The sequence below is a fragment of the Mycobacterium colombiense genome, from assembly GCF_001953985.1.
In the GTDB taxonomy this organism is placed as follows: domain Bacteria; phylum Actinomycetota; class Actinomycetes; order Mycobacteriales; family Mycobacteriaceae; genus Mycobacterium; species Mycobacterium colombiense_B.
Genome location: NZ_MBEI01000040.1, coordinates 25311 through 50523 on the forward strand (window position 1 = coordinate 25311; position 25213 = coordinate 50523).

The window sequence follows — 25213 nt, forward strand, 5'->3', positions numbered from 1 at the left end:
GGTTCTGGCTGTGCGACGATAATCCCCAATCGCATAGCGCGCGGACGTTAAGGAGGCTCCACGGTGGTCGCGGCGGATCACGCCCCGAGCTACGCCCGCAAATTGGGCATCCAACGGGACCAAGTTGTCCAGGAGTGGGGCTGGGACGAAGACACCGATGACGAGATCCGCGCCGCGGTCGAGGAAGCCTGCGGCAGTGACTTGCTCGACGAGGACACCGACGAGGTGGTCGACGTCGTGCTGCTGTGGTGGCGAGACGGTGACGGCGATCTGGTGGACACCCTGATGGACGCGATCGGCCCGCTGGCCGAAGACGGCGTGATCTGGGTGCTGACGCCCAAGACCGGCAAGCCGGGTCACGTACTGCCGGCCGAGATCGCCGAGGCCGCCCCCACCGCCGGTCTGATGCCGACCTCGTCGGTCAACCTGGGTGACTGGAGCGCCAGCCGGTTGGTGCAGCCCAAATCCCGTGCCGGGAAGCGTTGATGCTGCCCGTCGGCACAACCGCCCCGGATTTCACTTTGCGCGACCAGAACCAACAACGCGTCACGTTGAGTTCCTATCGGGACGCCAAGAACGTTCTGCTGGTGTTCTTCCCGCTGGCCTTCACCGGGATCTGCCAGGGCGAGCTGGACCTGTTGCGTGACCACCTGCCCGAGTTCGAAAACGACGAGAGCGCGGCGCTGGCCATCTCGGTGGGCCCGCCGCCCACGCACCGGGTCTGGTCGCTGGACAGCGGCTTCACCTTTCCGGTGCTGTCGGACTTCTGGCCGCACGGCGCGGTCAGCCAGAGCTACGGCGTGTTCAACGAGGACGCCGGCTACTCCAACCGTGGGACGTTCGTCGTCGATCGGTCCGGGATCATCCGCTTCGCCGAGATGAAGCAGCCCGGCGAGTCCCGCGACCAGCGGCTCTGGACGGACGCCCTGGCGGCCTTGCGGGCCTGAGGGGGCTGAGAATTTTGGGAAGTTGGCCTTCGGGCAGGTAGCCTGCCCGGGCACGGGCGCGTAGCTCAGTGGTAGAGCTCTGGTTTTACACACCAGCGGTCGGCGGTTCGATACCGTCCGCGCCCACCAACGTTGTTGCAGTTCAGCGTCGCAAGACGAGTCGGCCGGGTTTGGCGGGCAAACCCTGTGAACTGTTCGGCCTTGACTGAATTCTTCGAATGTGGTGGCGCCGAGCTTCCCAGAGTTACTCTTTGCCCATGATCGCGGGCGAGAAGGCGCCTGACTTCACTCTTTACGATCACACCGGTCGGCCCCAGGCGCTGTCGGCGCTCCTGGCCGACGGGCCGGTTGTCCTATTCTTCTTCCCACTGGCCTCCTCACCGATCTGTACGGCCCAGGCCTGTCATTTTCGGGACCTGAGCAACGAATTCGTCACCGTGGGCGCCCAGCGGGTGGGCATCAGCACCGACACCGTCGACAGGCAGGCCCACTTCGCCCAACAGCGCTCGTTCGACTATCCACTGCTCTCCGACGCGGACGGCGTGGTGTCCGAGCTGTTCGGGGTGCGCCGGGGCAGGCTCGCCAAGCTGAGTAGATCCGTCGTGGCGCGTGAGGCGGCCCGGCGAGGCCGGCACACTCGGCGCCGCGGCCTGCTGGCCCGGCTGCTGCCGGTCAGACGGACCACGTTCGTCATCGACACCGATCGCACCGTACTCAAGGTGGTTTCCAACGAGCTTCGAGCATCCGTGCACGCCGACCAGACCTTGTGGTTCCTGCAGCACCGCAAGGGACTGCATAGTTCGCCGCACGCCGGCGGAAAGGATTCCGACGCACACCAGCGGCCGGGGGACGAGGGCAGCGAGCGGGAAGCCGCGGGCGAGGCGAGCCTGGTGCGGCCATACACGCTGACGGGAGGCCACACCGACTCTGGTGTCGAACTGCCACTCGAAGCTCCGGTCGAAGCGCTCAACACCACATCGAAGCCGCCGCGCTGGCCGAGAAACGATGTGCGGGGCCAGATCCTGGCGTTTTGCGTGCAGAGCCCTTCGGTCGCAGAGATCGCCGCTCGGCTCTCCTTGCCGCTCGGTGCGACGCGGTTCCTGGTCGGCGAACTGGTGTCACAAGGTTATTTGCGGGTGCACGCCCCCCTCGGTGACTCGATGACGATCGACCAACGGCGTGAACTGATAGGCAGGACCCTAGGTGGCCTGCGAGCGCTCTGAGGGGTCGGGGACCTGCCTCGGCGAAACTTGTTGTACACGTGTTTCGTAATCTGGACAGGCGTTCGCTAGTCGGATAACAGCTAACCCGCAGTACACACCCAGGTAATGCGTATGTCGCCTGACAGCGTGCTGAAAGTACGATTTTTTCATGCCGTTGGCTAACGGCAACCTGTTTGCTGGATATGTCATCCTGCGGTTGTTGGGATGTGTCGGGAAGGGCGAGGTCTACTTCACCCGGCGTCCCCGTTTGGCCTGCGGTGAAGCGCTCAAAATATTGAGCGCCGGCGTCTGCGCGGACGACCCCTACCCTCTGGCGACCCAGACGGATCCGGCGACCGCGCATGGGCGTCTCACGTGGTGCGCGTCAACGACCGTGCGCTCCACTTCCACCGGCGATATCCCCATCGCGAACTTGCGTTGGGGACGCGCTGGCGCGCAGGCGATTACGCCTGCGGCATAAGTGATTATCCAAAGTCCGCGCGGGGACGGGCTCTCGCAGAACGGAAATCCTGTCATGTTCACCACCACCAGGTGCACCGGCGTCACCAGCCATGCCGGCGTTCTGGTTGCCACCCTTGTTTTGCTGAGCGGCGCCGCAATTCTGCGCGGCGGCGCGGCAACGGCTGACTCGAACGAAGACGACCAATTCCTGGCGCTGCTCGCTCAAGAAGGCATCCCCGCCCTCGAAGGCGTGCCGAGCCTCGTCGACGTCGCTCATAAAGTGTGTCGCGCACTGGATGCCGGCATTCCGGCGGACCGCGTACTGGACGCGATGGTCGAGTATGCGGGAAGCAACGATCCACCCGAGCGCTTCTACGCCCCGGGCCGTCTCGCGCGTACCGAAGCGCGGTTCATCACCGCGTCGGTGGGTGCCTACTGTCCATACGACCGCAGCAAAATCACCTTCCTGGTCACCGATGCCGCATCGCGACAGAACGATCCGACGCGCCCGACGGCGGACAACATCCGCAACGCGGTCAACTCACGCTCCGCCGGCGAGCGGCTGGACTTCGATGTGCATCGCGCGGTGCTCGCCTCGTCGACCGGAGCGGTTCCCGCCGGAGAGGTAACCCAGCCGAACCCGCCGCAGCTTCCGGCGCCACCACCGCCATTGGCGCACCAGGCGCCGCCCCAGCCGATCGCGGCACCGCCTCGGCCGCAACGGGTGCCGCCGCCACCACAACAGTCGCCGCCTCCTCCCAGGGTTGCCCCGCAGCCGGGGGCCGCACCAGGTAATGACGGCGGTGGAGGCACGGGTGGTGATCTGCCAGCGGCGCCGCCGCCGGCACCACCGGTTGCGCCGCCGCCGGCACCATCCGAGGCGCCACCGCCACCAGCGCCGCCCGCGCCACCCATGGCACCGGGATTTGTCAGGCTCGCACCCTGAGAGAGTGACGACGCTCGACGCCCCGCGGGACCATTCGTGCGCACGCATGCGACAGCGGGGGGCGTGCGCGGTGCCGATTGCGCTCGGGAGCACTATGAACGCGTGAAACCGTTCCGCATCGACGTTCCCGACGACGTTCTCGACGATCTGCGATCGCGGCTGGCCCGCACGCGTTGGCCCGAGGCCGAATGCGTGGACGACTGGAGCCAGGGCGTGCCGCTGGCCTACACCCGCGAACTGGCCGACTACTGGGCCAGCGGCTACGACTGGCGTTCGCGGGAGGCCGCGCTCAACCGCTTCGATCAGTTCACCACCGAAATCGACGGGCTGGACATCCATTTCATCCATCAGCGGTCCCCGCACGCCGACGCCTTCCCGCTGGTGATCACGCACGGCTGGCCGGGCTCAATCGTGGAGTTCCACAAGGTGATTGAGCCGTTGACCAACCCCGCCTCGGGCCGCGCCGAGGACGCCTTCCACGTCGTGTGCCCGTCGCTGCCGGGCTACGGCTTCTCGGGCAAGCCCAGCCACACCGGCTGGGGCGTGGAAAAGATCGCCGACGCGTGGGAAACGCTCATGCTGCGCCTGGGCTACGACCGCTACGGCGCCCAGGGCGGCGACTGGGGTGCCGCGGTCACAACACAGATCGGCCGCAATGTCGGCCACTGCGTAGGCATCCACCTGAACATGCCGGTCGGCCGGCCCACCAAGGACTCGCTGACCAACCCGACCGAGGAGGAGCAACGAGCGCTGGCCGGGTTGGCCAACCACCGCAAGTGGGGCACCGGCTATTCCAAGCAACAGTCCACCCGACCCCAAACACTGGGCTACGGCCTGGCCGATTCTCCCGTCGGACAGCTGGCCTGGATCGTCGAAAAGTTCTGGGATTGGGCCGATTGCGACGGGCACCCCGAGAACGCGGTGAGCCGCGACGAGCTGCTCGACAACGTGATGGTCTACTGGGTCACCAACACCGCCGCGTCCTCGGCCCGCCTGTACTGGGAGAGCTTTGCGGTGTGGGGCGGCGGGGACCGCGTCGAATTGCCCACGGGCGTAGCGGCTTTCCCCGGGGAACTGCTCAAGGCGCCGCGCAGCTGGTGCGAGCCGGTCTACAACATCACCCACTGGACGGACATGCCGCGGGGCGGACATTTCGCGGCGTTCGAACAACCGGAGCTGTTCGTCGAGGACCTGCGCGTGTTCTTCGCGACCCTGCGCTGAGCGATCAGCCGGGCGGGGCGAAGAACTCCAGCGCGATGCCGTCGGGGTCGCGGAAACTCAGCCCCGAGCCGTACGGCGCATCCACGATGCCGCCGTGCTCGATGCCCAGTTCGCCCAGCCGGGTGACCCACTTCTCCAGCTCGGCGCGGCTCGCGCAGCCGAAGCCGACGTGGTCGAGGCCAACGCGGTGTTCGCTGAACTGTTCCTCGGGCGCCGCTCGGTCGTGCTGATGAATGCCGAATACGGTGCCGCCGTCGAGCATCCACACCTGGTGGTGGAAGCCGGCATCGGTGTGCTCATCGAGGATCGGGTCGGCGCCGAGCAGGTTGCGATACCACGGGCCGCTGACTTCGAGGTCGCGCACCGTGACCGCGACGTGGTTGAGCGCTGGAAAGGTCATGCCTTGCCACGCTAGTCCGCTTTGCGCGGTTTGCCGACCATCGGGCCGCTGGCCGAGTACCCACCGTCCACGGCCAGCGCGGCGCCGGTGACGAAGGATGCCTCGTCGCTGGCGAGAAACAATGCGGCGGCGGCCAATTCGGCGGGTTCGCCCCACCGGGCCATCGGCGTCGGCAGGTAACCACCGGGCGGCACGTCGTCGTCGGGTTTGGCCCCGGCCAGGCCGGTGTAGGTCATGCCGGGGCAAATCGCGTTGATGCGCACGTTCGTCTTGGCGTAATCCAGCGCGGCGGATTTCGTCATCTGCACCACCGCCGCCTTGGCTGCGGCATAGCAGGACAAGCCTTTCCAGCCGACCAGCCCGGACGCCGACGCGGTGTTGACGATGGCGCCGCCGCCCGCCTCGAGCATCGCGGGGATCGCGTATTTCATGCCGAGGAACACGCCTTTGAGATTGATGGCCAGGATCTTGTCGAACATTTCTTCGTCGGTATCGGCCAGGGCCGCGTGCGGCCCACCGAATCCCGCATTGTTCAGCAGCACATCCACCCGGCCGAAGCGGTCCACGGCGGTGGCGACCATGCGCTCGACATCGGCGGCGTCGGTGACGTCGACGTGCACCGGCAGCGCGACATCGCCGAGCCGGGCGGCGATCTCGCGCTCCTGCCCGCTGACGTCGGCGCAGACGACGCGCGCACCCTCGTCGGCGAACCGGCGGGCCGCGGCCCACCCGATACCGGATCCCGCGCCGGTGATGATGGCGACCTTTCCCGCGAGACGATCCTGCGCCATCTAGACGATCCGCCGGCCCTGGCGCGCGCGGGATCGCATGTCCCACAGGTAGAGCCGGTATCCGAAGATCCAGGCCCGGTGCGGGATCAGGCGGTCGGCCAGCCGCAGTGCCGTCAGCAGCCAGTCGAAGCGGCGCTGTTGGCCCGGCGACCAGTCCAGCCGCATCAACTCCCGGAACTCGGGAGGCAGGAATCCCGTCGTCGCGAACAGGTTGAACGGTCCCGCCAGCACCCGCAACGGCCACGGCAGAAACGCCAACGACGCCACGCCGTGCAGGTGCTCGCGCACCGGAGGATCGATGCGCAGCTCGTCCAGCGTGCGTTTCCAGTACTCGTCGAACGCGGCCCGATCCGGCGGCCACATCGGCTCGGGCACTTGCAGTGTCGTGCCCAGCTTGCCGGCGTCTCGGTAGACCGCATCGGCCGTCGCTTCATCCAGCGGGCCGTGCAGGAACTCGTGCTGATCGACGAAGTACCGATACAGGCACGCCGCCACCCACAGCTGCAACTTGGGGTCAAAAGCGTTGTAGGACACCGGGCTCGACGACGTCGACCGGACCTGCCGGTGGGCGACGTCGACGGCCGCGCAGATCAACGCCCGGTCGTACTCGGTCCCGATGGTCGCGGCCGCCAGATAGGTGCCGGTGGTGCGGGCGCGCTTGAACGGATGCTTGTAGACATTGCCGCTGTCCACCGGGCTCTCCAGCACGCCATAGCCCACGCCGGGCAACGACAACTGCATGATGACGTTCGCGGCGGGAATCAACGCCGCCGCCGGGTTCAGCAGGTCGGCGACCCGGGTCGCGGGCCGCTTCACCGCGGACCTTGCCTGCTGGGCCTCATGCCTTCGAGTAGACCATCGCCGGATCGGCACGATCAATGATCTCCGCGTTATATCCGCCCGAGAATGGGCACGCCTGGCCGGATGAGCGCCTAGTCGGCCGGGGCGCAAGCGTGTGAGACGCTGCCGAGGTGGTTGCGAGGCGAACCCGGATCGCGGGCGTGGCGATCGGTTATCTGGCCGACCGCGCGCTGGGCGACCCGCGCCGCGGCCATCCGGTCGCGCTGTTCGGCGGGGCCGCGGCGGCGCTGGAGAACGCGACGTACCGCGACAGCCGAGTCGCCGGGGCTTTCCACGTCGGCGCGCTGATCGGGGCGCTGGGCCTGCTGGGCCTGGCGGTGCAACGGGCCGCGGCGCGGGGCGGCCGGGCGTGGTCGATCGCCGCGACCGCCGTGGCCACCTGGGTCGCGCTGGGCGGAACCTCGCTGGCGCGCACCGGCCTGCACATGTCGGAGCTGTTGGAACGCGGCGACGTCGACGCCGCGCGCGGGCTGCTGCCGTCGCTGTGCGGGCGCGACCCGGCGTCGCTGGACGAAGCCGGCCTGGCCCGCGCGGCACTGGAATCGATCGCGGAGAACACCTCCGACGCCCAGGTGGCGCCGCTACTGTGTGCGGCGGCCGGCGGCGTGCCCGCGGTGCTGGTGTATCGCGGCGTCAACACCCTGGACTCGATGGTGGGTTACCGCTCGCCGCGCTACCTCCGATTCGGTTGGGCCGCAGCGAAATTGGATGACGTCGCCAACTATGTCGCCGCGCGGGTGACCGCGTCGCTGGCGGTGCTGCTGGCGCCGCTGGTCGGCGGATCACCGTCGGGCGCGGCGCGGGCCTGGCGCCGCGATGCGGCCCGCCATCCCAGCCCCAACGCCGGCGTCGTCGAGGCGGCCTTCGCCGGGGCGCTGGGCGTGCGCCTGGGCGGCCCCACGCAGTATCGCCACGAGCTGCAGATCCGGCCCACCCTCGGCGACGGCCGGGTCCCGGCGGTGACCGACCTGCGGCGCGCGGTGGCCCTGTCGTCGCTGGTGCAAGCGGGCACCGCAGTGTCGGTGGGGCTGGTGGTGTACCTGTCGGATTACCGCCGCCGGCCGTAGCGGTCGGCGAGTTTGGCCTCCACGGACTGCGGGATTTCGGGCGCTTCGGGAGTGGGCGGCGCCTCGGGCGACGGCCGGTGTTGCTTCTCCTGGCGGCGGGCGCGGATCTCCGAGTAGGCGAAGTAGCCCAACCCGATGGGGGCGAGGATGCCGAACGCGATCCACTGGATGCCGTAGGACAGGAACGGACCGGCGTCCAGCTGCGGCACGCCGACCACGCCGAGCCCGCCGGGCTGACCGTCGATCAGTTGCAGGTACGACCCGGCCAGCGGGACCTTTGTCAACACCGCCACCTGTTCGGTGTCGATCGAATACACCTGCTGCACACCGTCTCCCACGAACGGATCCTTGTTCACGGCGGCGGCCTCGGAGTTGCGCAGCCGCGCCGTGATGGTCACCGTCTGCGTCGGGGGGCGGGGGATGGGCGGGACATGGGACCCCTCCAGGGGCCGCACGTAGCCGCGGTCGACCAGTACGGTCGGTCCGTCATCGACGACGAACGGCGCCAGCACCTCGAACGCCGGCTTCGAATTGATCACCCGCAACCGGGCCAGCACCTGCACTCCGGGCAGGTAGTGTCCGGTGGCGGTGACCTGGCGCCACTGCGCGTCGGGAGCTGCCGAATTCTGCTGCGGCAGCAGCGTTTTCAGCGGGACGGGCGCGGTGTTCAGCGAGGATTCGATCTGGTGGTTCTCCTGCGAGGTCCTGCTGTGCTTGCCGAGCTGCCAGGGCGCGAGCACCGTGAAGCACAGGTAGGCGAAGGCGGCGACCACCAGGGCCAGCACGATCCAGCCCGGGCGCAGCGGAAAGGGCAGGCGGCGCATCACGTGGATCCGTTCTGGGCGAGCCGCTCGTCGACCCAGTCGTGCAGGCCCGGCAGCGCGGCCTCGATGACCGTGTACACGCGCTCGAAGTCTCCGGTGTCGCCGTAGTACGGGTCGTCGACGTCGGGGGTGTGGGCGCCGGTGCGCGGATCGAAGGACCGCAGCATCCGGACGCGGTCTTCGTCGGCGCCCAGGTGCCGCAGCATGCGGGCGTGGTTGCGGTCCAGGGCCACCACCAGGTCGGCGCCCAGGTGCTCGGCGTCGACCTGGGTGGCGCGGTGCTCGCATGAGTAGCCGTGGGCGCGCAGCACGCCGGCGGCGCGCTCGTCGGCACACTCACCGACATGCCAATTGCCGGTGCCGGCGCTGCTCACCCGCACCGCGTCGGCCAGGCCGCGCCGGCGCAGCTGGTCGGCGAACATCTTCTCGGCCATCACCGAACGGCAGATGTTGCCGGTGCAGACGAACGTGACGTGCAGCGGATCAGACACCGAGCGCCCTCCGTAATTCGTCGATGGTCGCAGCGTGCGTCACGCCGGACGCGGCGGCGCGGTCGGGAAAGTCGGCCTTGCCGTAGCCCCAGCCGACCACCACGGTGTCGATGCCGTGGGCGGCCGCGCCGTGCACGTCGTGGCTGCGGTCACCGACCATCAGCACCCGGTCGGGCAGCGGTTCCAGCTGCGACAGGGCGTGCGCCAGCACCTCGACCTTGGTCTTGCGCGAACCGTCGGGGCTCGCGCCGGCGATGACCTCGAAGTGCTGGTCGAGCCCGAAGTGGGCGAGGATGCGCCGCGCCGTCGGCTCCAGCTTGGAGGTGGCCACCGCCAGCCGGATACCGGCGGCGCGCAGATCGACCAGCAGCGCCTCGATCCCGTCGAAGAGCGCGTTCATCGCCCAGCCCCGGGCGCCGTACTCGGCGCGAAAGGCCGCGATCGCCTCCTCGGCGTCGTCGCCGAGCTCCATGGCGCGGAAGGTGTCGTCCATCGGCGGGCCCACGATCTGCGCGACGAGGTCGCCGGGCGGCACCGGGGCGCCGATGTGCTCGAGCGCGTGCAGGAAGCTGGCGACGATGCCCTCCGCGGAGTCGGTCAGCGTGCCGTCGAGATCGAAGATCACCAGCTGCGCCCCACCCGGGGCGGTGGCGTCGCCGCGGGCCTGGCGATCGGCTGACGTTGTGCCTGTCACCTCACCATTGTCCTCGATGGGTGCGGCCGGGTGTGACGGTGTTGCTCCGCCCGGCCCGCACGGCGCACTAGTGTTTCACGGATGGCGAGTCTGAACCTGAGCCCGCCAGCGGCGCGCTACCACGGTGATCAGGCCGTCGCGCCCGGGATGCTGGATTTCGCCGTCAACGTCCGGCACGGCCAACCGCCGGAGTGGCTGCTGCGACGGCTGGCCGAGCGGCTGCCCGACCTGGCGCGCTACCCGAGTCTGGACGACGTCCACCGGGCGCAGGACGCGGCCGCCGAGCGGCACGGCCGGGCCCGCGACGAGGTGCTGCCGCTGGCCGGGGTGGCCGAGGCGTTCGCCCTGCTGGGCAACCTGCGTCCGCGGCGGGCGGCGATCATCGCGCCGGCGTTCACCGAGCCGGCCGTCGCGCTGACCGCGGCCGGGGTGCCGGTGCACCACGTCGTGCTGGAGCCGCCGTTCGGCCTGGCGGGTGCGGCCGTCCCCGATGACGCCGACCTTGTCGTGGTGGGTAACCCGACCAACCCCACCTCGGTACTGCACACCCGCGAACAACTGCTGGCGTTGCGACGGCCCGGACGGATCCTGGTTGTCGACGAGGCGTTCGCCGACTCGATCCCGGGTGAGCCTCAATCGCTGGCCGGTGACGCGGCGCCCGACGTGCTGGTGCTGCGCAGCCTGACCAAGACGTGGGCGCTGGCCGGGTTGCGGGTGGGCTACGCGCTGGGTTCCCCGGAGGTGCTGGCGCGGCTGACCGCGCAGCGGGCGCACTGGCCGGTGGGGACGCTGCAACTGACGGCCATCGCGGATTGCTGCGGGCGCCAAGCCGTCGCCGAGGCGGCGGCCGGGGCGGCGGGACTGGCCAGGCTGCGCGCCGAGATGGTGACCGGCCTGGCATCGGTGGGCGCCGAGGTGGTCGACGGCCGGGCTCCGTTCGTGCTGTTCCGCACGCCTGACGCGGTGCACATACGAAAGACTCTGCATGACAGGGGAATTGCCATTCGCCGCTGTGATACGTTCGTCGGCTTGGACGAGCGGTATCTGCGGGCCGCGGTGCGCCGCGAGTGGCCGCAGCTGGTGCAGGCGATTTCGGAGGCGGTCACGCCGGAGAGCATCGGGGGGCAGCGGTGAGCGTGCAGCTGGCTGACGTCATCGCGGCGCTCGACGAGGCCTACCCGCCCCGGCTCGCCGAATCCTGGGATTCGGTGGGCCTGGTGTGCGGTGACCCCGATGACAAGCTCGAGTCGGTGACCGTCGCCGTCGATGCGACGCCGGCGGTCGTCGACGAGGTTCCCCAAGCGGGTCTGCTGTTGGCCCATCATCCGCTGCTGTTGCGCGGGGTGGACACCGTGGCGGCCAGCACCCCCAAGGGGGCGCTGGTGCACCGGTTGATCCAGAGCGGGCGCTCGCTGTTCACCGCGCACACCAATGCCGATTCGGCCCGCCCGGGTGTGTCCGATGCGCTGGCCGAGGCGCTGGGCCTCACCGTCGAGGGCGTGCTCGAACCGGCGTCGGACGTACAAGATATCGATAAGTGGGTTGTCTACGTGCCCGCCGAGAACGCCGAAGCGGTGCAGGCGGCGGTGTTTGCGGCCGGGGCCGGCCACATCGGGGACTATTCGCACTGCAGCTGGACCGTCAGCGGCATCGGGCAGTTCCTGCCGCACGACGGCGCCACGCCCGCCGTGGGTAGCGTCGGGAATGTCGAGCGGGTGGCCGAAGACCGGTTCGAGGTCGTCGCGCCCGCGCGTTCCCGGGCCGCGGTGCTGGCGGCGATGCGCGCCGCCCACCCCTACGAGGAGCCCGCGTTCGACATCTTCGCGATGGTGCCCCCGCCCGGCGACGCCGGATTGGGCCGCGTCGCGACACTGGAACGCCCGGAACCGTTGCGCGACTTCGTCTCCCGCGTCAACGCGGCGTTGCCGCGCACGTCCTGGGGAGTGCGGGCCGCGGGCGACCCGGACATGCCGGTGTCAAGGGTCGCCGTGTGCGGCGGCGCCGGGGATTCGCTGCTGGCCGCCGCGTCCGGTGCCGGCGTGCAGGCCTACGTCACGGCCGACCTGCGCCACCACCCGGCCGACGAACACCGCCGCGCCTCCGATGTGGCTTTGATCGATGTGGCACATTGGGCAAGTGAATTCCCTTGGTGTGGACAGGCGGCCGGCGTGCTGCGGTCGCGTTTCGGTGCGGAGCTCCCGGTGCGGGTGAGCTCGATACGCACCGACCCTTGGAATGTCGAGTGGGTTGGCAACGAGTCCGGGGGTGACGGGTCATGAAAGCCGAAGTGGCACAGCAGCGTTCGCTGCTCGAATTGTCGAAGTTGGATGCCGAGCTGTCCCGCATCACGCACCGGGCCACGCATTTGCCCGAGCAAGAGGCCTGCGAGCGGCTGCAGGTGGAATTCGAGGCCGCCGGCGACCGGCTGGCCACGCTGCGCATCGCGCTGGAGGACATCGACGCCCAGGTGGCGCGGCTGGAGGCGGAGATCGACGCGGTGCGCCAGCGCGAGGACCGCGACCGCTCGCTGCTGCAGTCGGGGGCGACCGATGCCAAGCAACTGTCGGATCTCCAGCACGAGCTGGAGACCCTGCAGCGCCGTCAGACCAGCCTGGAGGACTCCCTGCTCGAGGTGATGGAGCGTCGCGAGGAGCTGCAATCCCAGCTGGACGGCGAGCAGCAGACACTCACATCGCTGGAGGCCGAGATGGCCGCCGCGCGTGAGGCGCTCGACGCCGCGGTCGCCGAGATCAGCGAGGCCCGCGAGCAACAGTCCTCGCGGCGTGCGTCGCTGAGCGCCGCCCTGGACCCGGCGCTCGCCGCCCTCTACGAACGCCAGCGCGCCGGGGGAGGCGCGGGGGCCGGGCAGCTGCTGGGACGCCGATGCGGGGCCTGCCGACTCGAGATCGACCGCGGCGAGCTGTCCCGAATCTCGGCGGCCGCCGAAGACGATGTGGTGCGCTGCCCGGAATGCGGCGCGATTCTGTTGCGGGTCAAGGGGTTCGATCAGTGAAGGTCGTCATCGAGGCCGACGGCGGATCGCGCGGCAACCCCGGTCCGGCCGGATACGGCGCGGTGGTGTGGACCGAGGACCGCGCGACCGTGCTGGCGGAGGCCAAGCAGGCCATCGGCCGGGCAACCAACAACGTTGCCGAATACCGGGGCCTGATAGCCGGTTTGGACGACGCCCTGAACCTGGGAGCCACCGAGGCGGCGGTGTACCTGGATTCCAAGCTGCTGGTGGAGCAGATGTCCGGGCGGTGGAAGGTCAAGCACCCCGACCTGATCGAACTGCACGCCGAAGCCCGAAACCGGGCGCGACGCTTCGAGCGGATCAGCTACTCGTGGATTCCGCGGGAGCGCAACACCCACGCCGATCGGCTGGCCAACGAGGCGATGGACGCCGCCGCCGAGGCCAGCGGGGTGACCGAAAAGCCCGAGCCGGCACAACAATCCGCCCCGGTGGAGAAGCCCACGCCGTCCCCGGCCCCGTCGGCGCCCGGCTGGACCGGCGCGCGCGGCACCCCGACCCGGCTGCTGTTGCTGCGCCACGGCCAGACCGAGCTGTCGGTGCACCGCCGCTATTCGGGCCGCGGCAACCCGGCGCTCACCGAGGTGGGGCGGCGGCAGGGCGACGCGGCGGCGCGCTATCTGGCGCAGCGCGGCGGCATTTCGGCGGTGTTCGCCTCCCCGCTGCAACGGGCTTACGACACCGCGGCGGCCGCCGCCAAGGCGCTGGGGCTGGACGTCTCCGTCGACGACGACCTGATCGAGACCGACTTCGGGGCATGGGAGGGGCTGACGTTCGCCGAGGCCGCCGAGCGCGATCCCGAACTGCACGGCCGCTGGCTGCGCGACACCAGCACCGCCCCGCCGGGCGGGGAGAGCTTCGACGCGGTGGCCGAGCGGGTGTCGAGGGTTCGCGACCGGATCGTCGCCGCACACCAGGGCACCACGGTGCTGTTGGTATCGCACGTGACACCCATCAAGATGCTGCTGCGCGAGGCGCTGGACGCCGGGCCCGGCATCCTGTACCGCCTGCACCTCGACCTGGCGTCGCTGAGCATCGCCGAGTTCTATTCCGACGGAGCGTCTTCCGTGCGCTTGGTCAACCAGACGGCGTATCTGTAAACGTCATTCCTGCTCTTGGTTGAGTCGGGGAATCAGCCCGCCGGCCAACACATCCTTGACTTGTCGTGGCGAGAGTCGATGCCGCACCGCGAATGACGATTCCTTGCCGACATTGTCGACCTGCAGGACATCCTCTTTGTCGAGCGCCTGCAGATTCTGGATGCGGAGGATGTCGTCCTGGTCGACCGAGTCATAGTCGTCGGGATTTTCGAATTCCAGCGCCAGGATTCCGTAGTTGGCCAGGTTTTGCCAGTGGATGCGAGCGAAGGACTTGGCGATGACGACACGCAAACCGAGGTAGCGCGGTGCGATCGCGGCGTGCTCACGCGAGGAGCCCTGGCCATAGTTGTCCCCGGCGACAATGATGTGCCCGCCGTCGCCGGCCTCTTGAGCCCGCTCAGGGTAGGAGTCATCGACCCGGGTGAAGCTGAACATCGCGAGCTTCGGGATGTTGGACCGAAGCGGAAGGGCCTGCACGCCGGCCGGTGAGATTTCGTCGGTGGAGATGTTGTCGCCGACTTTGAGCAGCACCGGCGCCTCGATTTCGTCTGGGAGCGGCGACAACTCGGGCAGGCTGGAGATGTTGGGCCCCTTCACGGGTTCGACGCGTTGTGCCTCCTCGGCGTCGAGCGGGGGCACCAGCATTGCGGTGTTGACGGAATTGCGCTCGGGCAGACTGAGTTTCGGATACTCCATCCCCTCCTGCTTGGCCCAGTCGCGCGGATCGGTGATCACTCCCGTCAGCGCCGACGCCGCGGCGGTCTCGGGCGAGCACAGCCACACCGCATCCTCCTTGGTGCCGGACCGGCCGGGAAAGTTGCGCGGCATCGTGCGCAGCGAGTTGCGACCGACCGCGGGCGCCTGGCCCATGCCGATGCACCCCATGCAGCCCGCCTGGTGGATGCGCGCGCCGGCCACCACCAGGTCCAGGGTCGCGCCCATCTTGGTCAGGTCGGCCAGGATTTCGCGCGACGTCGGGTTGATGTCGAAGCTGACCTGGGGGGCCGTCTGGCGCCCCGCCACCATCGCGGCCGCGATCGCGAAATCGCGCAGCCCGGGGTTGGCGCTCGAACCGATCACCGCCTGGGCGATCTCCTCGCCGGTCACCTCGCGAACCGGTACCACGTTGCCCGGCGACGACGGTTTGGCGATCAGCGGCTCGATCTGCGACAGGTCAATGGTGTCCTCGACGTCGTAGGTCGCGTCGTCGTCGGCCAGCAACTCCGTCCAGTCGTCCTCGCGCTCTTCGGCGCGCAGAAATTCGCGCACGGCCTCGTCGCTGGGAAACACCGTCGTCGTGGCGCCGAGTTCGGCGCCCATGTTGGCGATCACGTGGCGGTCCATCGCCGTCAGCGTCGCCACGCCGGGGCCGTGATACTCGATGATCCGGTTCACCCCGCCCTTGACGTCGTGGCGGCGCAACATCTCCAGGATCACGTCTTTGGCCGAACACCACTGGGGCAGCTCACCCTCGAGCCGCACCCCCCATACCTCGGGCATGCGGATGTGCAGTGGCCGCCCGGTTATCGCCAGCGCCACCTCGAGGCCGCCGACACCGATCGCGAGCATGCCCAGCGATCCGGCTGCCGGAGTGTGGGAGTCGGAGCCCACCATCGTCTTGCCGGGGATGCCGAAGCGCTGCATGTGGGTTGGGTGCGAGACTCCGTTGCCCGGTTTGGAGAACCACAATCCGAAGCGTTGCGCCGCGGTGCGCAGGTACTCGTGATCCTCGGCGTTCTTCTCGTCGCCCTGCAGCAGGTTGTGGTCGACGTACTGCACGCTGACCTCGGTGCGGGCGTGATCGAGCCCGAGCGCCTCGAGTTCCTGCATCACCAGCGTGCCGGTCGCATCCTGGGTCAGCGTCTGATCGATGCGGAGCGCGATCTCTTCTCCCGGGGACATCTCCCCGGACTCCAGATGCGAGCTGATCAGCTTGTGAGCGACATTCATGGCCATACCCGGGGTTACCCCGCGACGGCGTGTTCTAGCGCGATTCGATGGCCGACGTATGTCGCCGGCGGTCAGCGCGACAGCGTGATGGCGCTCTCCGGGCAGTTCTGTTCGGCGGTCACGGCCTGCGCTTCCAGCTCGCCGGACACCTCGTCGACGAGCACCAGGCAGTGTCCGACCTCGTCTGCGTCGAAGACGTCGGGGGCCAGGGTGTAGCAGCGCCCGTGCCCGGCGCACCGGTCGGGGTCGACACCGACGCGGCTCATGACACCGGAAAGACCAGCGGCAGCGACTCCACCGAACGCAGCGCGGCGGTGTAGGTCAGCTCGGTGCCGGGCTTGATCTGGTAATCGGGTATGCGACGGTGGAATTCGCGCAACGCCACCCGCAACTCCATGCGGGCCAGGTGCGAGCCGAGGCAACGGTGCGGTCCGCCGCCGAACGCCCGGTGCCGGTTGGGGTTGCGGGTGAAGTCCACCAGCTCCGGGTCGGGGAACTCGGCGGGGTCGGTGTTGGCCGCGCCCAGTAACGGGCTGACCCGCTCGCCCTTGCTGATCGGGCACCCGCCCACCTCGACGTCCTGGATGGCGACCCGGGCGACGCCTGGCACCGGTGTCTCCCAACGCAACAACTCCTCGACCGCGCTGGGCAGGACGTCGGGCTGCTCGACGAGTTGATGACGGTGATCGGGGTGACGCGCCAGGTACACGAAGAAGCAGTCGAGCGAGTCGGTGACCGTGTCCAGTCCGGCAATCAGGAACAGGAAGCAGATGTCGAGCAGCTCCTCGCGCGACAGTGGTTGGCCGGCACCGTCTTTGAAGTTCGCCGCAATCATCGCCGACAGCACGTCGTCGCGCGGGCTGGCGATGTGGTCGTCGATCGCGCGGTCGAAGTATGCGTAGATCTGCTGGGCCACGCCGGCGGAGCTCTCGTGGCGGCGGTCGTAGCCCGAGTCGCCCTCGGGGCGGATGACGCCGTCTTTCCACACCAGGAATTGGTCGAGGTCGCCCAGCGGCAGGCCGAGCAGCTGCAGAAAGACGGTGCAGGGCAGCGGCACCGCGAACTCGGTGTGGAAGTCGCATTCGCCCCGGCCGGCGAATCGGTCGATCATCTCGTTGACCAGCTCGGTGACCCGGGGTTCGCGCCGGGCCATCTCCCGCGGCGTGAACAGCGGATCGAGGATCCGCCGATACTTCGCGTGCTCGGGCGGGTCGATCTGCAGCGGGATCAGCGGCCGCACGTTACCCAGGTCGACCGCATCCATGTTCGACGAGAACAGCTCGGTGTGTTTCAGCGCCATTTCGATGTCTGCCAGGCGGCTGAGAACGACCGCCTGCGGCGACCGGAACACGGGGGTGGTTTCGCGCAGCGCCTTGTACATCGGTTGCGGCTCCGCGAGCCCCGTGACCGTTTGGTCGACGAAACTTTCGGCTTCTGTCATGCGGTCAGCCTGGCACCGGCGTGCCTGTTGGGCAATGGGCTGACGCGGATCAACTATGCAGGTGGAGCCGTTCGCCGTGCGCTCCGAAGATCACGATGGCCTCCACCGGCCCGTCCACCACCCCGAACCAGTGCGGCGTCCAGGTCGAGAACTCGACGGCTTGGCCAGGGTCGATGGTGAAGTCGCGCTCGCCCAGGATGAGCCGCATCCGGCCGGAAAGCACATACATCCAGTCCTGGCCCTCGTGCACCGGCAGCTCGGCCGGCGGGGTGCGGCGACGCGCGCTGACCCGGACCTTGAACGCGTGCAGGCCACCGGCGGGGCGCTGGCGGGTCAGCGGCCAATAGGTGACGCCGTGGTGGGTGTGCGCGGCGCCGCGCACCCGCGGGTCGGGAGTGGGCGGCGTCTGCAGCAGCTCGTCGGTGCTGACCGACAGGGCCCGGGCCAGCCGGGGCAGGTGATCCAGGGCCAGCCGGCGTTTTCCGGACTCGAGGCGGCTGAGCGTCGAGACGTCGATGCCGGCGCGCTCGCCGACCTCCTGCAGCGTCAAGCCTCGCTGCACCCGCAGTTCGCGCAGCCGCCGGCGCACCAGGAGGTCGATGTCGGGGGTGGTGGTTTTTGCCTGCATGGCAATTCAGCTTGGCAAAATCGTATCCGGTAGGCAAGCTCGCGGTGTGGACAATTCGTGCAAACCTGATGACGCCCAGCGATTCTGGGAGGAGCGCTACCGCTCGGTGGAGCGAGCGTGGAGCGGACGGGTCAATCCCCGCCTGGCCGAGGTGGCCGCCGGCCTGCCGGCGGGCCGGGCGCTGGACCTGGGCTGCGGTGAGGGGGCCGACGCGCTGTGGCTGGCCGAGCGCGGCTGGCAGGTGGTGGCCGTCGATATCTCGGCCACCGCGTTACAGCGCGCCACCGAGGCCGCGTCGGCGCGGAACTTGCTCGCACACATTGACTTTCAGCGGCACGACCTCAACGAGAGCTTTCCCGAAGGGGCCTTCGACCTGGTATCCGCGCAGTATCTGCACTCCCCGGCGCGACTGGAACGCGACGGGGTGCTACAGCGGGCGGCCGAGCGAGTGGATCGTGGTGGGGTGCTGTTGATCGTCGACCACGGGGCGCCACCGCCGTGGGCGGAGCATCACGATCACCACTTCGCCGGCATCGAGGAGGTCCTCGGGTCCCTGGACCTCAACCCGCCGCGGTGGACCCGGCTGCGGACCGAGGCCGTCGACCGCGAAATGGTCGGCCCGAACGGGGAAGTCGGAACGATGGCCGACAACATCATGGTGTTGCGGAAAACGGGATAGTCCCGCCTATGCCGCGTCGTGAAAGATCAGCCCCATCGCGTAGCGCTCGCCGGAGCGAACGACCGAGACGCCGTGGCGCACCGGAGCCGCGGACCAGCCCCGGGCCGAGGGCACCGGTCGCTCCCGGGTGGTGAAGACATACCCGTGTCCCTGCGGCAGTTGCGTTGCCATGCCGCGGGATTGGGCCCGCAGCCGTTGTTCGACGAGCAGGAATTCGCCGCCGGTGTAGTCGGTCTCGGGGTTGCTCAGGTTGATGACGACCTGGAGCGGGAAAACCAAGTCGCCGTAGAGATCCCGGTGCAACGCATTCCAGTCGCCCGCACCGTATTTCAGCATCAGGGCGGTCGACCTGTTCTGACCGGCGGCGTGACAGGCGGCCAGCCAATCGTCGAGGCGGTCCGGCCAGGGTGCGTCCCGGCCAAGCTTGCCCCACCAGTCGCGCGCTATCGGCAGCAGCCGGGGATACAGGGCCTGTTTGAGCTCTTCGATCGGTGCGGGGTAGGGCGCGTCAAAGTAGCGGTATTGCCCGGCGCCATAGCGTTTGGGCGCCATGTCGATGGTCGACCGAAACAGGTCGTCGTCGGCGTAGAGCTTGCGCAGCCGGGCGGCTTCACCCGACGTGACCAGCCGCGGCAGCAGCGCGCCGCCGTACTCGTCGACCTCGGCGGCGATGGCGTCCCAATCGCCGGTGTCGACACGCTTTGCCCATCGGTCCATCAGGTCCACGATAGAGCCGCGCGAGCCATAGTTGCTGGCAACAGCATGCCGCAGGTAGTACCGTGGATCGTCGCGGACGAGTTGGCCGGGCGGCCGCGGACCGTCCCAAGCGGTTCGAGGAAAGTCCGGACTTCACAGAGCAGGGTGATTGCTAACGGCAATCCGAGGTGACTCGCGGGAAAGTGCCACAGAAAACAGACCGCCATCCTCGCGGTGGTAAGGGTGAAACGGTGCGGTAAGAGCGCACCAGCATCCCGGGTGACCGGGGTGGCTAGGCAAACCCCACCCGAAGCAAGGCCAAGAAGGCCGCACCTAAGGTGTGGCCGCGCAGGCGCTCGAGGGCTGCTCGCCCGAGCCTGCGGGTAGGCCGCTCGAGGCACCCGGTGACGGTGTGTCCAGATGGATGGTCGCCGCCGCGCCGCCGTTGCTTACGCGCGGCGGCGGGGAACAGAATCCGGCTTACAGGCCAACTCGCCCGCCTTCTAATGCCCCGCCTTGCGGACCGCCTTGGCGAGTTCGCGCAGGGTGTCGTCGAGTTCGTCGCGGCAGCGGTCGGCCAGGTCGGCCTCGCGCTGATACAACAGCCCGTAGGTGAAGGTGTCCTCGCCGGCGGCGTGCGCGATCTCGGCCTCCTGACGCAGATGCTCGCGGCTGACGACGCTGTCTTGATGGTCACCGAGCAACGACTGGACCGCCTTGGCCTGTTCGGACACCTTCGCGGCGCCGGTGGCGGAGGCGGTGTAGCGAAGTCGCTTGGCGCGCTTGCGGATCCGGTGGATCGCCTCGTCGCGTTGATGTTGGTCGTCGGGGTGCTCGCGGTCGACCTGGGCGGCGGCCTTCTGGGCCTTGCGGACCTTCTTGTAGGCGGCCTCGATGGTCACCGGCGGCTGTTCCTCGGCCGTGGCGGCGCCCGGGGTTTCGGCCGCTATCAGGTCGAGGGAGTCCAGCAGGCGGAAGTACCGCTGCGAGCGCATGGCGATCAATGACCGGCGCAGCCCGGTCTGGTAGCGCCGCTGGGCGCCCCCGACCAGACGCTCGCGCACCGGCCCGCGCACCAATTCCGGTGCGAGCCCGTCCAATTCGCGCTCGTATCGCTCGGCGAGCACCTCGGCGTCGCGCGCCACGCCCAGAATTGCGGCCAGCTCACGCAACTCGTCCAGGACCCACCCGTCCTCGGGCAGCCCGAAGGACTCCTGGTAGTCGCGCAGCAGGCTGCGCAGCTTGCGGGTGGTCACCCGCATCTGGTGGATGGAGTCGTAGGCGTCGGCGCGTACCGCGCGATCCCACACCACCAGCTCGCGGACCTGCTCGGCGATCGCGCGCTGCAGCGGATCCCCGGGCGGCGTGGCGCCGTTGGGCGGCGTGCCGAGCACCCGCGCCAGCTTTGAGCCGTGACCCGCCGGCGCGGCCCCGGCGTCCAGCAGCCGGTTGCTCAACCGGTTCAGCAGCTCGACACCGGCCGTCCCGTTGGAGAGCCCGCTCGCTTCGAGGAGCTCCAATTCCCACTCGCGCCACTCCTGTTCGGTCGGCGAGTCGGTGTCCTCGGATCCCCGCGTCGACCACGCGGTGACATGGTCGTTGCTGAACTCGGCCAGCGCGGTGCCCGCGGCGTCGTAGAGCACCTGGCTTTCGCGCCGGGTGGTGATGCGCGCGACGGGCTGCAGCGGGCGGTCGCGCACGATCGCCAGCACCACGTCCGTCAACTCATCGGGCACCGAGTCGTTTGCCTCCGATGCGTCCAGCGGTAGGCGGACCTCGGTGCGGGCGTCGGGACCGGACGGCAGCTTCAGGTGCCATCCCGCGTCCGAGCCACCGGTGCGGCGGCGCAGGGTGACCTTGTTGCGCGCCAAATCGTGTATGGGCGTATCGAAGTACGTCGCATCCAGGGTTTGCATTGGTGACTTCTCGACGTGGGCGACCGCGGCGATCCCCTCGAACGAGGGGGACACGGTGGACTCGACTACGTCGAACTTGCGCTCGACCTCGAGATGACGCGAGGGTTGCGGCGCTTTTGCAGGCATCTTCGGCTCCATTGAGGGCGCGTTGGGCGCGTCGCCGCGGCCGTGAACGGATCGGATGGGAAATGAGCACCCATAGCCTGCCATACCGAAGCGACGAGGCCGTCGCGGATCGGCGGGTGCGTGGAGCGCCCGGCGCGGCCGCCGTTACGGCGGCGGGGGCGGAGGAGGCGCGTCGTCCTCGGGCAGCGGCGCATATGCGGCGGGCGGCGGGACATAGCGTTCGATGTTGTCGGCGATGTTGGTGCACCCGCTGACCGAGATGCGCCGGCCCGCGTTCACACACACGGTTGCCTCGGCCCGATCGGCGGAATGCGCGGCAACGACAATTGCGGGAGTTACGGCCAAGCCGGAGAACACCAGCACTGCGGCAAACCAGCGGCGCCGAATCATCTGCGGTCTCCTTCCTGCCACCCGTACAGCATTCTGCCGTCGCGGCGCGACCGGCGGGCCGAGATCGAAGAATGGCTCCATATTCCTTTGCCGGTGATTAGCCCATGCGCGGCGAGAAAACCACTTATGGTTTGCGGTACCGATAACGGCCGCGGTTGCGGATGCGGAGATGAAGGAGCGTTTCCATGGTGTCTTTTGTTCGCCCGGCGGCCCGAATTGTTGCCGGCGCAATGGCGGCCGGCGCGGTCAGTGTGGCAATGCTTTTCGGGACGGCGGGTTCGGCCGCCGCGGACTGGCCGATGGACGACCCGGAACCGGCGCCTTCGTCGCAACCGAATTGCACGGCGGCCGATCTTGCCCAGGTCTCGTCGGGCGTTGCCGCGGCGACGTCGGCGTATTTGTTCACCCACCCCGACGTCAACGCGTACTTCACCAGCTTGAAGGGTCAGCCGCGCGACGACATGCGTGCGCAGTTGAAGCAGTACATGGACGCCAACCCGCAGACCCACACCGACCTCGAGGGCATTCGCCAGCCGTTGACCGACTTCCAGAATCGGTGCCGCTGACCGATCGCCCTCAGCCGGCCGGTGGTGGCGGCCGCTGTTGCATGTGCATCGCCAGGTCGCTCAGCTCCAGAATCGTCTGGATCTCGGTGTCGCGGAATGGCCGTCCGTCGGGGCCCAGCAGGTCGTGAAACCACTCCCGCGGCATCGCGGGGTCCGGGTTCGGGTGGTCCCAGGAATCCCACGGGAAGAAGGTCTGCGTCTTCCCGGTGACCAGTCCCCAGTTGAACGCGCCGACGTTGGCCCGCTTCGCGATCGGCAGGATGGACTGCACCGTGCTGCCCAGCGGCCGGGCCATGTACTCGGTGCACAGGATCGGGCGGCCCAGCGGGACGAGCTCGGCGATGCGTCTCTCGAACTCCTCCGGGCCGGCGTAGGAGTGGAACGTGATGACGTCGGAGTTGTCGAGCTGGATGCCGCTGATGACGCTGCGGCGTCCCGGGTCGGCCCACTCGCCGTGCCAGACGCCGCTGGTCAACGGCTGGCAGGGATCGACCCGCCGCGCCCACTCGAACACCTGGGGCAGCAGCTGGGCGACCAGGTCCACCTTGTCTTTGCGCTCGACCGAGGCGTAGGCGTTGGCCGGGTTGTCCGGCTCGTTCCACAGATCCCAGCCCAGGATGCGGTCGTCACTGCGGAACTGCGTCAGCACCCCGGTGACATAGCCGCGCATGGTGTGCAGGTAGCCGTGATCGTCGAGGCGCGCCGCCCCCGGACTCTGCACCCAGCCGGAGTTGTGGATGCCCGGGCGCGGTGCCCGCTGCGGGCCGGCCTTGGGGAAGGGGTCCCAGCACGAATCGAACAGGACGAACAGCGGTTTGATGCCGTGGCGGGCGGCGATGTCGACGAACTGGGCGAGCCGGCCCTGAAACCCGCGGTAGTCCTGCGCCCAGAGCTGGTCGTGCAGGAAGACCCGTATCGCGTTGAACCCGTTGGTCCGCGCCCAGCCCAGCTCGGTATCGATGCGCCGTGGGTCGAAGGTTTCGCGCTGGAACATCTCCAGCTGATTGATGGCGTTGGAGGTGATGTAGTTCGCGCCGACCGGCCAGCCCTGCGCCTGATACCAGCGGTTGGCCCGCTCGGGCGACCACCGGCTTGCCTGCGGCGAGGTGTTGGGCGGTCGCGCCGACGCGCGTGGTGTCTGGGCCAAAGCCATGCCTCCCGCTACTAGCAGCGGCAGCGCCAGCACGGTTCGACGGTGCACGAAGTCACCGCGATTCCCCCGGTCGATGTGGTCCACCCCTGCTCGTCAGAGTTCAGATCTTCTCCGCGAGGCTATCGTACATCCCTGTACCGCAACGCTTTTCAGCGGTTTCATGGTGACAGGGATAACGCGTCGACCAGGCATGTACCTCAGACCCGCGGCGTGACCGCGCAAAACACCGCGCGGCTCCCCCAGCGGGCGGATCAGAAGCAGTGCTCGTCGGCGGGAAAGACCCCGCCGGCCACCTCTTGCGCATATTGCGTTGCGGCCCGGCGCAATTCCCCGCCGATGTCCGCGAACCGCTTGACGAAGCGGGCGGCTTTGCCACTGCTCATACCGGCCATGTCCTGCCAAACCAGGACCTGGCCGTCGCAGTTGGGTCCGGCGCCGATGCCGACGGTCGGGATGGTCAGCTTGCCGGTGATCTGGGTGGCCAGTTCGGCCGGCACCATCTCCATGACGACGGAGAACGCGCCGGCCTCGGCGACCGCGATCGCGTCGTGCACGGTCTGCTCGGCGGCGTCGCCGCGGCCCTGCACCCGGAAGCCGCCCAGGCCGTTGACGCTCTGCGGGGTGAAGCCGATGTGCGCCATCACCGGAATGCCGGCGGCGGTCAGGCAGGCGATCTGCTCCGCCACCCGCTCACCGCCCTCGAGCTTGACCGCGTGCGCGCCGCCCTCCTTCATGAACCGGGTGGCGGCGGCCAGCGCGGCGGCCGGCCCGGACTCGTAGCTGCCGAACGGCAGGTCGGCGACGACCAGCGCGTGCGGGGCACCCCGCACCACGCCGCGCACCAATGGAATCAACTCGTCGATCGAGACGGGCACGGTGGTGTCGTAGCCGTACACCACGTTGGCCGCCGAGTCGCCGACCAGCAGCACCGGGATGCCGGCCTCGTCGAAGATGCGGGCCGTCGAGTAGTCGTAGGCCGTGAGCATGGCCCACTTGTGGCCTTCGGCCTTCATCTTCTGCAGGTGGTGGGTGCGAATCTTGGTCCGCGGCCTTTCGGGCTGCGCAGGCGAGTTGGCACCGTAAACGTTGTGCTCAGACATCATTGTCCCTAAAGGTGGTCGGTTCGATCCTCGTGGCCGTTGCAGGTCCCCGGGTTCGTTGGACTACTCGATTCTGCCATTTCTTTTGCGCAGTTGCATCGCCGTGACGGTGTGAGACATACCATGCGCGCATGCAGCGGCTGAGTGGACTGGACGCCAGCTTCCTGTACCTGGAGAGCTCGGCACAGCCCATGCATGTGTGTTCGATCATCGAGCTGGACACGTCCACGGCGCCGGGCGGCTACAGCTTCGACCGGCTGCGTGACGCCCTTGCACTACGCATCAAGGCGATCCCGGCGTTCCGCGAAAAACTTGCGAACAGTCCGCTGAATCTCGACCACCCGGTCTGGGTGGACGACGAGAAGTTCAACATCGATCGGCACCTGCACCGCATCGCGGTGGCCCCCCCCCGGGGGGCGGGCGCGCGGTGGGAGAGAAGGGGCCCCAAACCCCACCCGCCGCCGGGCCCCCCCCCCGCCCCCCGGGGGGGGTTGGGGGGGGCCCGGGGAGGGCGGGCCGAGCGCCCCCGCC

27 protein-coding genes, 1 tRNA gene, 1 other RNA gene and 1 pseudogene are annotated in these 25213 nt (G+C 68.8%); 15 read left to right on the forward strand and 15 right to left on the reverse strand.

The genetic code is table 11. The features are described 5' to 3' along the window. Nucleotides 1–63: 63 nt before the first annotated feature. The 6 genes from A5732_RS08610 (at nucleotide 64) to A5732_RS08635 (ending at nucleotide 4778) form a co-directional block, all read left to right on the forward strand. The gene (locus tag A5732_RS08610; protein ID WP_007770623.1) at nucleotides 64–486 is read left to right on the forward strand and encodes a DUF3052 domain-containing protein; all 423 of its coding nucleotides are present in this window, start codon (nucleotides 64–66) and stop codon (nucleotides 484–486) included. After that, nucleotides 486–947: a peroxiredoxin gene (locus A5732_RS08615; protein WP_076052722.1), complete on the forward strand. Its 462-nt coding sequence runs from the start codon at nucleotides 486–488 to the stop codon at nucleotides 945–947. The genes A5732_RS08610 and A5732_RS08615 overlap by 1 nt, the downstream gene beginning before the upstream one ends. Before the next feature lie 54 nt (nucleotides 948–1001). After that, nucleotides 1002–1076: transfer RNA gene (locus A5732_RS08620), tRNA-Val, on the forward strand. A gap of 128 nt (nucleotides 1077–1204) precedes the next feature. After that, a complete protein-coding gene (locus A5732_RS27730; RefSeq protein ID WP_076101959.1) occupies nucleotides 1205–2170 on the forward strand; it encodes a peroxiredoxin in 966 nt (321 codons plus the stop codon). A 514-nt stretch (nucleotides 2171–2684) separates the two neighbouring features. Then, on the forward strand, nucleotides 2685–3557 hold the full coding sequence (locus A5732_RS08630; protein ID WP_076101960.1) for a DUF732 domain-containing protein: 873 nt from the start codon (nucleotides 2685–2687) through the stop codon (nucleotides 3555–3557). A gap of 102 nt (nucleotides 3558–3659) precedes the next feature. Continuing rightward, nucleotides 3660–4778, forward strand: a complete 1119-nt coding sequence (locus tag A5732_RS08635) for an epoxide hydrolase family protein (protein WP_076052719.1) — start codon at nucleotides 3660–3662, stop codon at nucleotides 4776–4778. Nucleotides 4779–4782: 4 nt separating this feature from the next. Here the strand turns inward: A5732_RS08635 and A5732_RS08640 are convergent, their stop codons facing one another. The 3 genes from A5732_RS08640 to A5732_RS08650 are packed head-to-tail and all read right to left on the reverse strand — an operon-like array spanning nucleotide 4783 to nucleotide 6785. After that, nucleotides 4783–5178 carry a VOC family protein gene (locus A5732_RS08640; protein WP_076101961.1) on the reverse strand — a complete coding sequence of 132 codons (396 nt, stop codon included), beginning with the start codon at nucleotides 5176–5178 and terminating at the stop codon, nucleotides 4783–4785. Between the two features lie 11 nt (nucleotides 5179–5189). Further along, complete coding sequence (locus A5732_RS08645) at nucleotides 5190–5969, reverse strand: SDR family NAD(P)-dependent oxidoreductase (RefSeq protein WP_076052717.1); 780 nt, start codon at nucleotides 5967–5969, stop codon at nucleotides 5190–5192. Continuing rightward, nucleotides 5970–6785: an oxygenase MpaB family protein gene (locus tag A5732_RS08650; RefSeq protein ID WP_075238375.1), complete on the reverse strand. Its 816-nt coding sequence runs from the start codon at nucleotides 6783–6785 to the stop codon at nucleotides 5970–5972. It lies immediately after the preceding gene. A gap of 155 nt (nucleotides 6786–6940) precedes the next feature. Here A5732_RS08650 and A5732_RS08655 point away from each other — a divergent pair, with 155 nt between their 5' ends. After that, a complete protein-coding gene (locus tag A5732_RS08655; RefSeq protein ID WP_076101962.1) occupies nucleotides 6941–7897 on the forward strand; it encodes a cobalamin biosynthesis protein in 957 nt (318 codons plus the stop codon). Here the strand turns inward: A5732_RS08655 and A5732_RS08660 are convergent. Genes A5732_RS08660 through A5732_RS08670 form a run of 3 tightly spaced genes read right to left on the reverse strand, consistent with a single transcriptional unit; the run spans nucleotide 7879 to nucleotide 9906 of the window. Beyond that, nucleotides 7879–8721 carry an SURF1 family cytochrome oxidase biogenesis protein gene (locus A5732_RS08660; RefSeq protein ID WP_076101963.1) on the reverse strand — a complete coding sequence of 281 codons (843 nt, stop codon included), beginning with the start codon at nucleotides 8719–8721 and terminating at the stop codon, nucleotides 7879–7881. The two genes, A5732_RS08655 and A5732_RS08660, sit on opposite strands and share 19 nt — an antisense overlap. Further along, nucleotides 8721–9212 carry a low molecular weight protein-tyrosine-phosphatase gene (locus tag A5732_RS08665; RefSeq protein WP_076101964.1) on the reverse strand — a complete coding sequence of 164 codons (492 nt, stop codon included), beginning with the start codon at nucleotides 9210–9212 and terminating at the stop codon, nucleotides 8721–8723. Before A5732_RS08665 ends, A5732_RS08660 begins: the two co-directional genes overlap by 1 nt. Further along, entirely contained in the window at nucleotides 9205–9906 is a 702-nt protein-coding gene (locus A5732_RS08670) for an HAD-IA family hydrolase (RefSeq protein ID WP_253189028.1), read from the reverse strand. The genes A5732_RS08665 and A5732_RS08670 overlap by 8 nt, the downstream gene beginning before the upstream one ends. Before the next feature lie 81 nt (nucleotides 9907–9987). Between A5732_RS08670 and cobC the strand changes: the two genes are divergently transcribed. The 4 genes from cobC to A5732_RS08690 are packed head-to-tail and all read left to right on the forward strand — an operon-like array spanning nucleotide 9988 to nucleotide 14037. After that, nucleotides 9988–11040, forward strand: coding sequence for an Rv2231c family pyridoxal phosphate-dependent protein CobC (gene cobC / locus A5732_RS08675; protein WP_076101965.1), 1053 nt, complete (start codon nucleotides 9988–9990; stop codon nucleotides 11038–11040). Beyond that, nucleotides 11037–12185 (forward strand): Nif3-like dinuclear metal center hexameric protein, encoded by a 1149-nt coding sequence (locus tag A5732_RS08680; RefSeq protein ID WP_076101966.1) that lies wholly within the window; start codon nucleotides 11037–11039, stop codon nucleotides 12183–12185. The genes cobC and A5732_RS08680 overlap by 4 nt, the downstream gene beginning before the upstream one ends. Further along, nucleotides 12182–12919, forward strand: coding sequence for a zinc ribbon domain-containing protein (locus tag A5732_RS08685; protein ID WP_064952109.1), 738 nt, complete (start codon nucleotides 12182–12184; stop codon nucleotides 12917–12919). The genes A5732_RS08680 and A5732_RS08685 overlap by 4 nt, the downstream gene beginning before the upstream one ends. After that, entirely contained in the window at nucleotides 12916–14037 is a 1122-nt protein-coding gene (locus tag A5732_RS08690; RefSeq protein WP_076101967.1) for a bifunctional RNase H/acid phosphatase, read from the forward strand. Before A5732_RS08685 ends, A5732_RS08690 begins: the two co-directional genes overlap by 4 nt. 3 nt (nucleotides 14038–14040) lie before the next feature. On the opposite strand, the gene A5732_RS08695 is transcribed toward A5732_RS08690, so the two are convergent. The 4 genes from A5732_RS08695 to A5732_RS08710 all read right to left on the reverse strand — a co-directional run bounded on the left by A5732_RS08695 (nucleotide 14041) and on the right by A5732_RS08710 (nucleotide 18056). Next, entirely contained in the window at nucleotides 14041–15993 is a 1953-nt protein-coding gene (locus A5732_RS08695) for an aconitate hydratase (RefSeq protein WP_076101968.1), read from the reverse strand. A 65-nt stretch (nucleotides 15994–16058) separates the two neighbouring features. After that, entirely contained in the window at nucleotides 16059–16253 is a 195-nt protein-coding gene (locus A5732_RS08700) for a ferredoxin (RefSeq protein ID WP_076101969.1), read from the reverse strand. Further along, on the reverse strand, nucleotides 16250–17428 hold the full coding sequence (locus tag A5732_RS08705; RefSeq protein WP_076101970.1) for a cytochrome P450: 1179 nt from the start codon (nucleotides 17426–17428) through the stop codon (nucleotides 16250–16252). The genes A5732_RS08700 and A5732_RS08705 overlap by 4 nt, the downstream gene beginning before the upstream one ends. Before the next feature lie 49 nt (nucleotides 17429–17477). After that, nucleotides 17478–18056: a helix-turn-helix domain-containing protein gene (locus tag A5732_RS08710; RefSeq protein ID WP_076101971.1), complete on the reverse strand. Its 579-nt coding sequence runs from the start codon at nucleotides 18054–18056 to the stop codon at nucleotides 17478–17480. A gap of 46 nt (nucleotides 18057–18102) precedes the next feature. Between A5732_RS08710 and A5732_RS08715 the strand changes: the two genes are divergently transcribed. After that, on the forward strand, nucleotides 18103–18735 hold the full coding sequence (locus tag A5732_RS08715) for a class I SAM-dependent methyltransferase (protein ID WP_076052705.1): 633 nt from the start codon (nucleotides 18103–18105) through the stop codon (nucleotides 18733–18735). 6 nt (nucleotides 18736–18741) lie between these two features. Here A5732_RS08715 and A5732_RS08720 read toward each other — a convergent pair whose 3' ends face one another. Then, nucleotides 18742–19452, reverse strand: a complete 711-nt coding sequence (locus A5732_RS08720) for a 2OG-Fe(II) oxygenase (protein ID WP_076052782.1) — start codon at nucleotides 19450–19452, stop codon at nucleotides 18742–18744. Nucleotides 19453–19529: 77 nt separating this feature from the next. On the opposite strand from A5732_RS08720, the gene rnpB reads away from it, so the two are divergent. Next, nucleotides 19530–19930: RNase P RNA component class A (gene rnpB, locus A5732_RS08725), an RNA gene on the forward strand. Between the two features lie 4 nt (nucleotides 19931–19934). Here rnpB and A5732_RS08730 read toward each other — a convergent pair. Beyond that, nucleotides 19935–21473: a CYTH and CHAD domain-containing protein gene (locus A5732_RS08730; RefSeq protein ID WP_076052781.1), complete on the reverse strand. Its 1539-nt coding sequence runs from the start codon at nucleotides 21471–21473 to the stop codon at nucleotides 19935–19937. Between the two features lie 144 nt (nucleotides 21474–21617). Beyond that, nucleotides 21618–21863 carry a hypothetical protein gene (locus A5732_RS08735; protein WP_076052704.1) on the reverse strand — a complete coding sequence of 82 codons (246 nt, stop codon included), beginning with the start codon at nucleotides 21861–21863 and terminating at the stop codon, nucleotides 21618–21620. A gap of 185 nt (nucleotides 21864–22048) precedes the next feature. On the opposite strand from A5732_RS08735, the gene A5732_RS08740 reads away from it, so the two are divergent. After that, on the forward strand, nucleotides 22049–22429 hold the full coding sequence (locus A5732_RS08740; RefSeq protein WP_249266750.1) for a heme-binding protein: 381 nt from the start codon (nucleotides 22049–22051) through the stop codon (nucleotides 22427–22429). A 10-nt stretch (nucleotides 22430–22439) separates the two neighbouring features. Here A5732_RS08740 and A5732_RS08745 read toward each other — a convergent pair whose 3' ends face one another. After that, the gene (locus A5732_RS08745; RefSeq protein ID WP_081388610.1) at nucleotides 22440–23630 is read right to left on the reverse strand and encodes a 1,4-beta-xylanase; all 1191 of its coding nucleotides are present in this window, start codon (nucleotides 23628–23630) and stop codon (nucleotides 22440–22442) included. 203 nt (nucleotides 23631–23833) lie between these two features. Beyond that, nucleotides 23834–24682, reverse strand: coding sequence for a 3-methyl-2-oxobutanoate hydroxymethyltransferase (gene panB / locus A5732_RS08750; protein WP_076101974.1), 849 nt, complete (start codon nucleotides 24680–24682; stop codon nucleotides 23834–23836). 131 nt (nucleotides 24683–24813) lie between these two features. Between panB and A5732_RS08755 the strand changes: the two are divergent. Beyond that, nucleotides 24814–25213, forward strand: a pseudogene (locus A5732_RS08755) (wax ester/triacylglycerol synthase domain-containing protein); the annotation flags it as partial.

Coding starts and splice junctions, on each gene's coding strand:
- A5732_RS08615 (WP_076052722.1), top strand. CDS start 486: ATGCTGCCCGTCGGCACAACCGCCCCGGATTTCACTTTGCGCGACCAG.
- A5732_RS27730 (WP_076101959.1), top strand. CDS start 1,205: ATGATCGCGGGCGAGAAGGCGCCTGACTTCACTCTTTACGATCACACC.
- A5732_RS08630 (WP_076101960.1), top strand. CDS start 2,685: ATGTTCACCACCACCAGGTGCACCGGCGTCACCAGCCATGCCGGCGTT.
- A5732_RS08640 (WP_076101961.1), bottom strand. CDS start 5,178: ATGACCTTTCCAGCGCTCAACCACGTCGCGGTCACGGTGCGCGACCTC.
- A5732_RS08645 (WP_076052717.1), bottom strand. CDS start 5,969: ATGGCGCAGGATCGTCTCGCGGGAAAGGTCGCCATCATCACCGGCGCG.
- A5732_RS08660 (WP_076101963.1), bottom strand. CDS start 8,721: ATGCGCCGCCTGCCCTTTCCGCTGCGCCCGGGCTGGATCGTGCTGGCC.
- cobC (WP_076101965.1), top strand. CDS start 9,988: ATGGCGAGTCTGAACCTGAGCCCGCCAGCGGCGCGCTACCACGGTGAT.
- A5732_RS08685 (WP_064952109.1), top strand. CDS start 12,182: ATGAAAGCCGAAGTGGCACAGCAGCGTTCGCTGCTCGAATTGTCGAAG.
- A5732_RS08695 (WP_076101968.1), bottom strand. CDS start 15,993: ATGGCCATGAATGTCGCTCACAAGCTGATCAGCTCGCATCTGGAGTCC.
- A5732_RS08700 (WP_076101969.1), bottom strand. CDS start 16,253: ATGAGCCGCGTCGGTGTCGACCCCGACCGGTGCGCCGGGCACGGGCGC.
- A5732_RS08705 (WP_076101970.1), bottom strand. CDS start 17,428: ATGACAGAAGCCGAAAGTTTCGTCGACCAAACGGTCACGGGGCTCGCG.
- A5732_RS08710 (WP_076101971.1), bottom strand. CDS start 18,056: ATGCAGGCAAAAACCACCACCCCCGACATCGACCTCCTGGTGCGCCGG.
- A5732_RS08720 (WP_076052782.1), bottom strand. CDS start 19,452: ATGGACCGATGGGCAAAGCGTGTCGACACCGGCGATTGGGACGCCATC.
- A5732_RS08730 (WP_076052781.1), bottom strand. CDS start 21,473: ATGCCTGCAAAAGCGCCGCAACCCTCGCGTCATCTCGAGGTCGAGCGC.
- A5732_RS08735 (WP_076052704.1), bottom strand. CDS start 21,863: ATGATTCGGCGCCGCTGGTTTGCCGCAGTGCTGGTGTTCTCCGGCTTG.
- A5732_RS08740 (WP_249266750.1), top strand. CDS start 22,049: ATGGTGTCTTTTGTTCGCCCGGCGGCCCGAATTGTTGCCGGCGCAATG.
- panB (WP_076101974.1), bottom strand. CDS start 24,682: ATGTCTGAGCACAACGTTTACGGTGCCAACTCGCCTGCGCAGCCCGAA.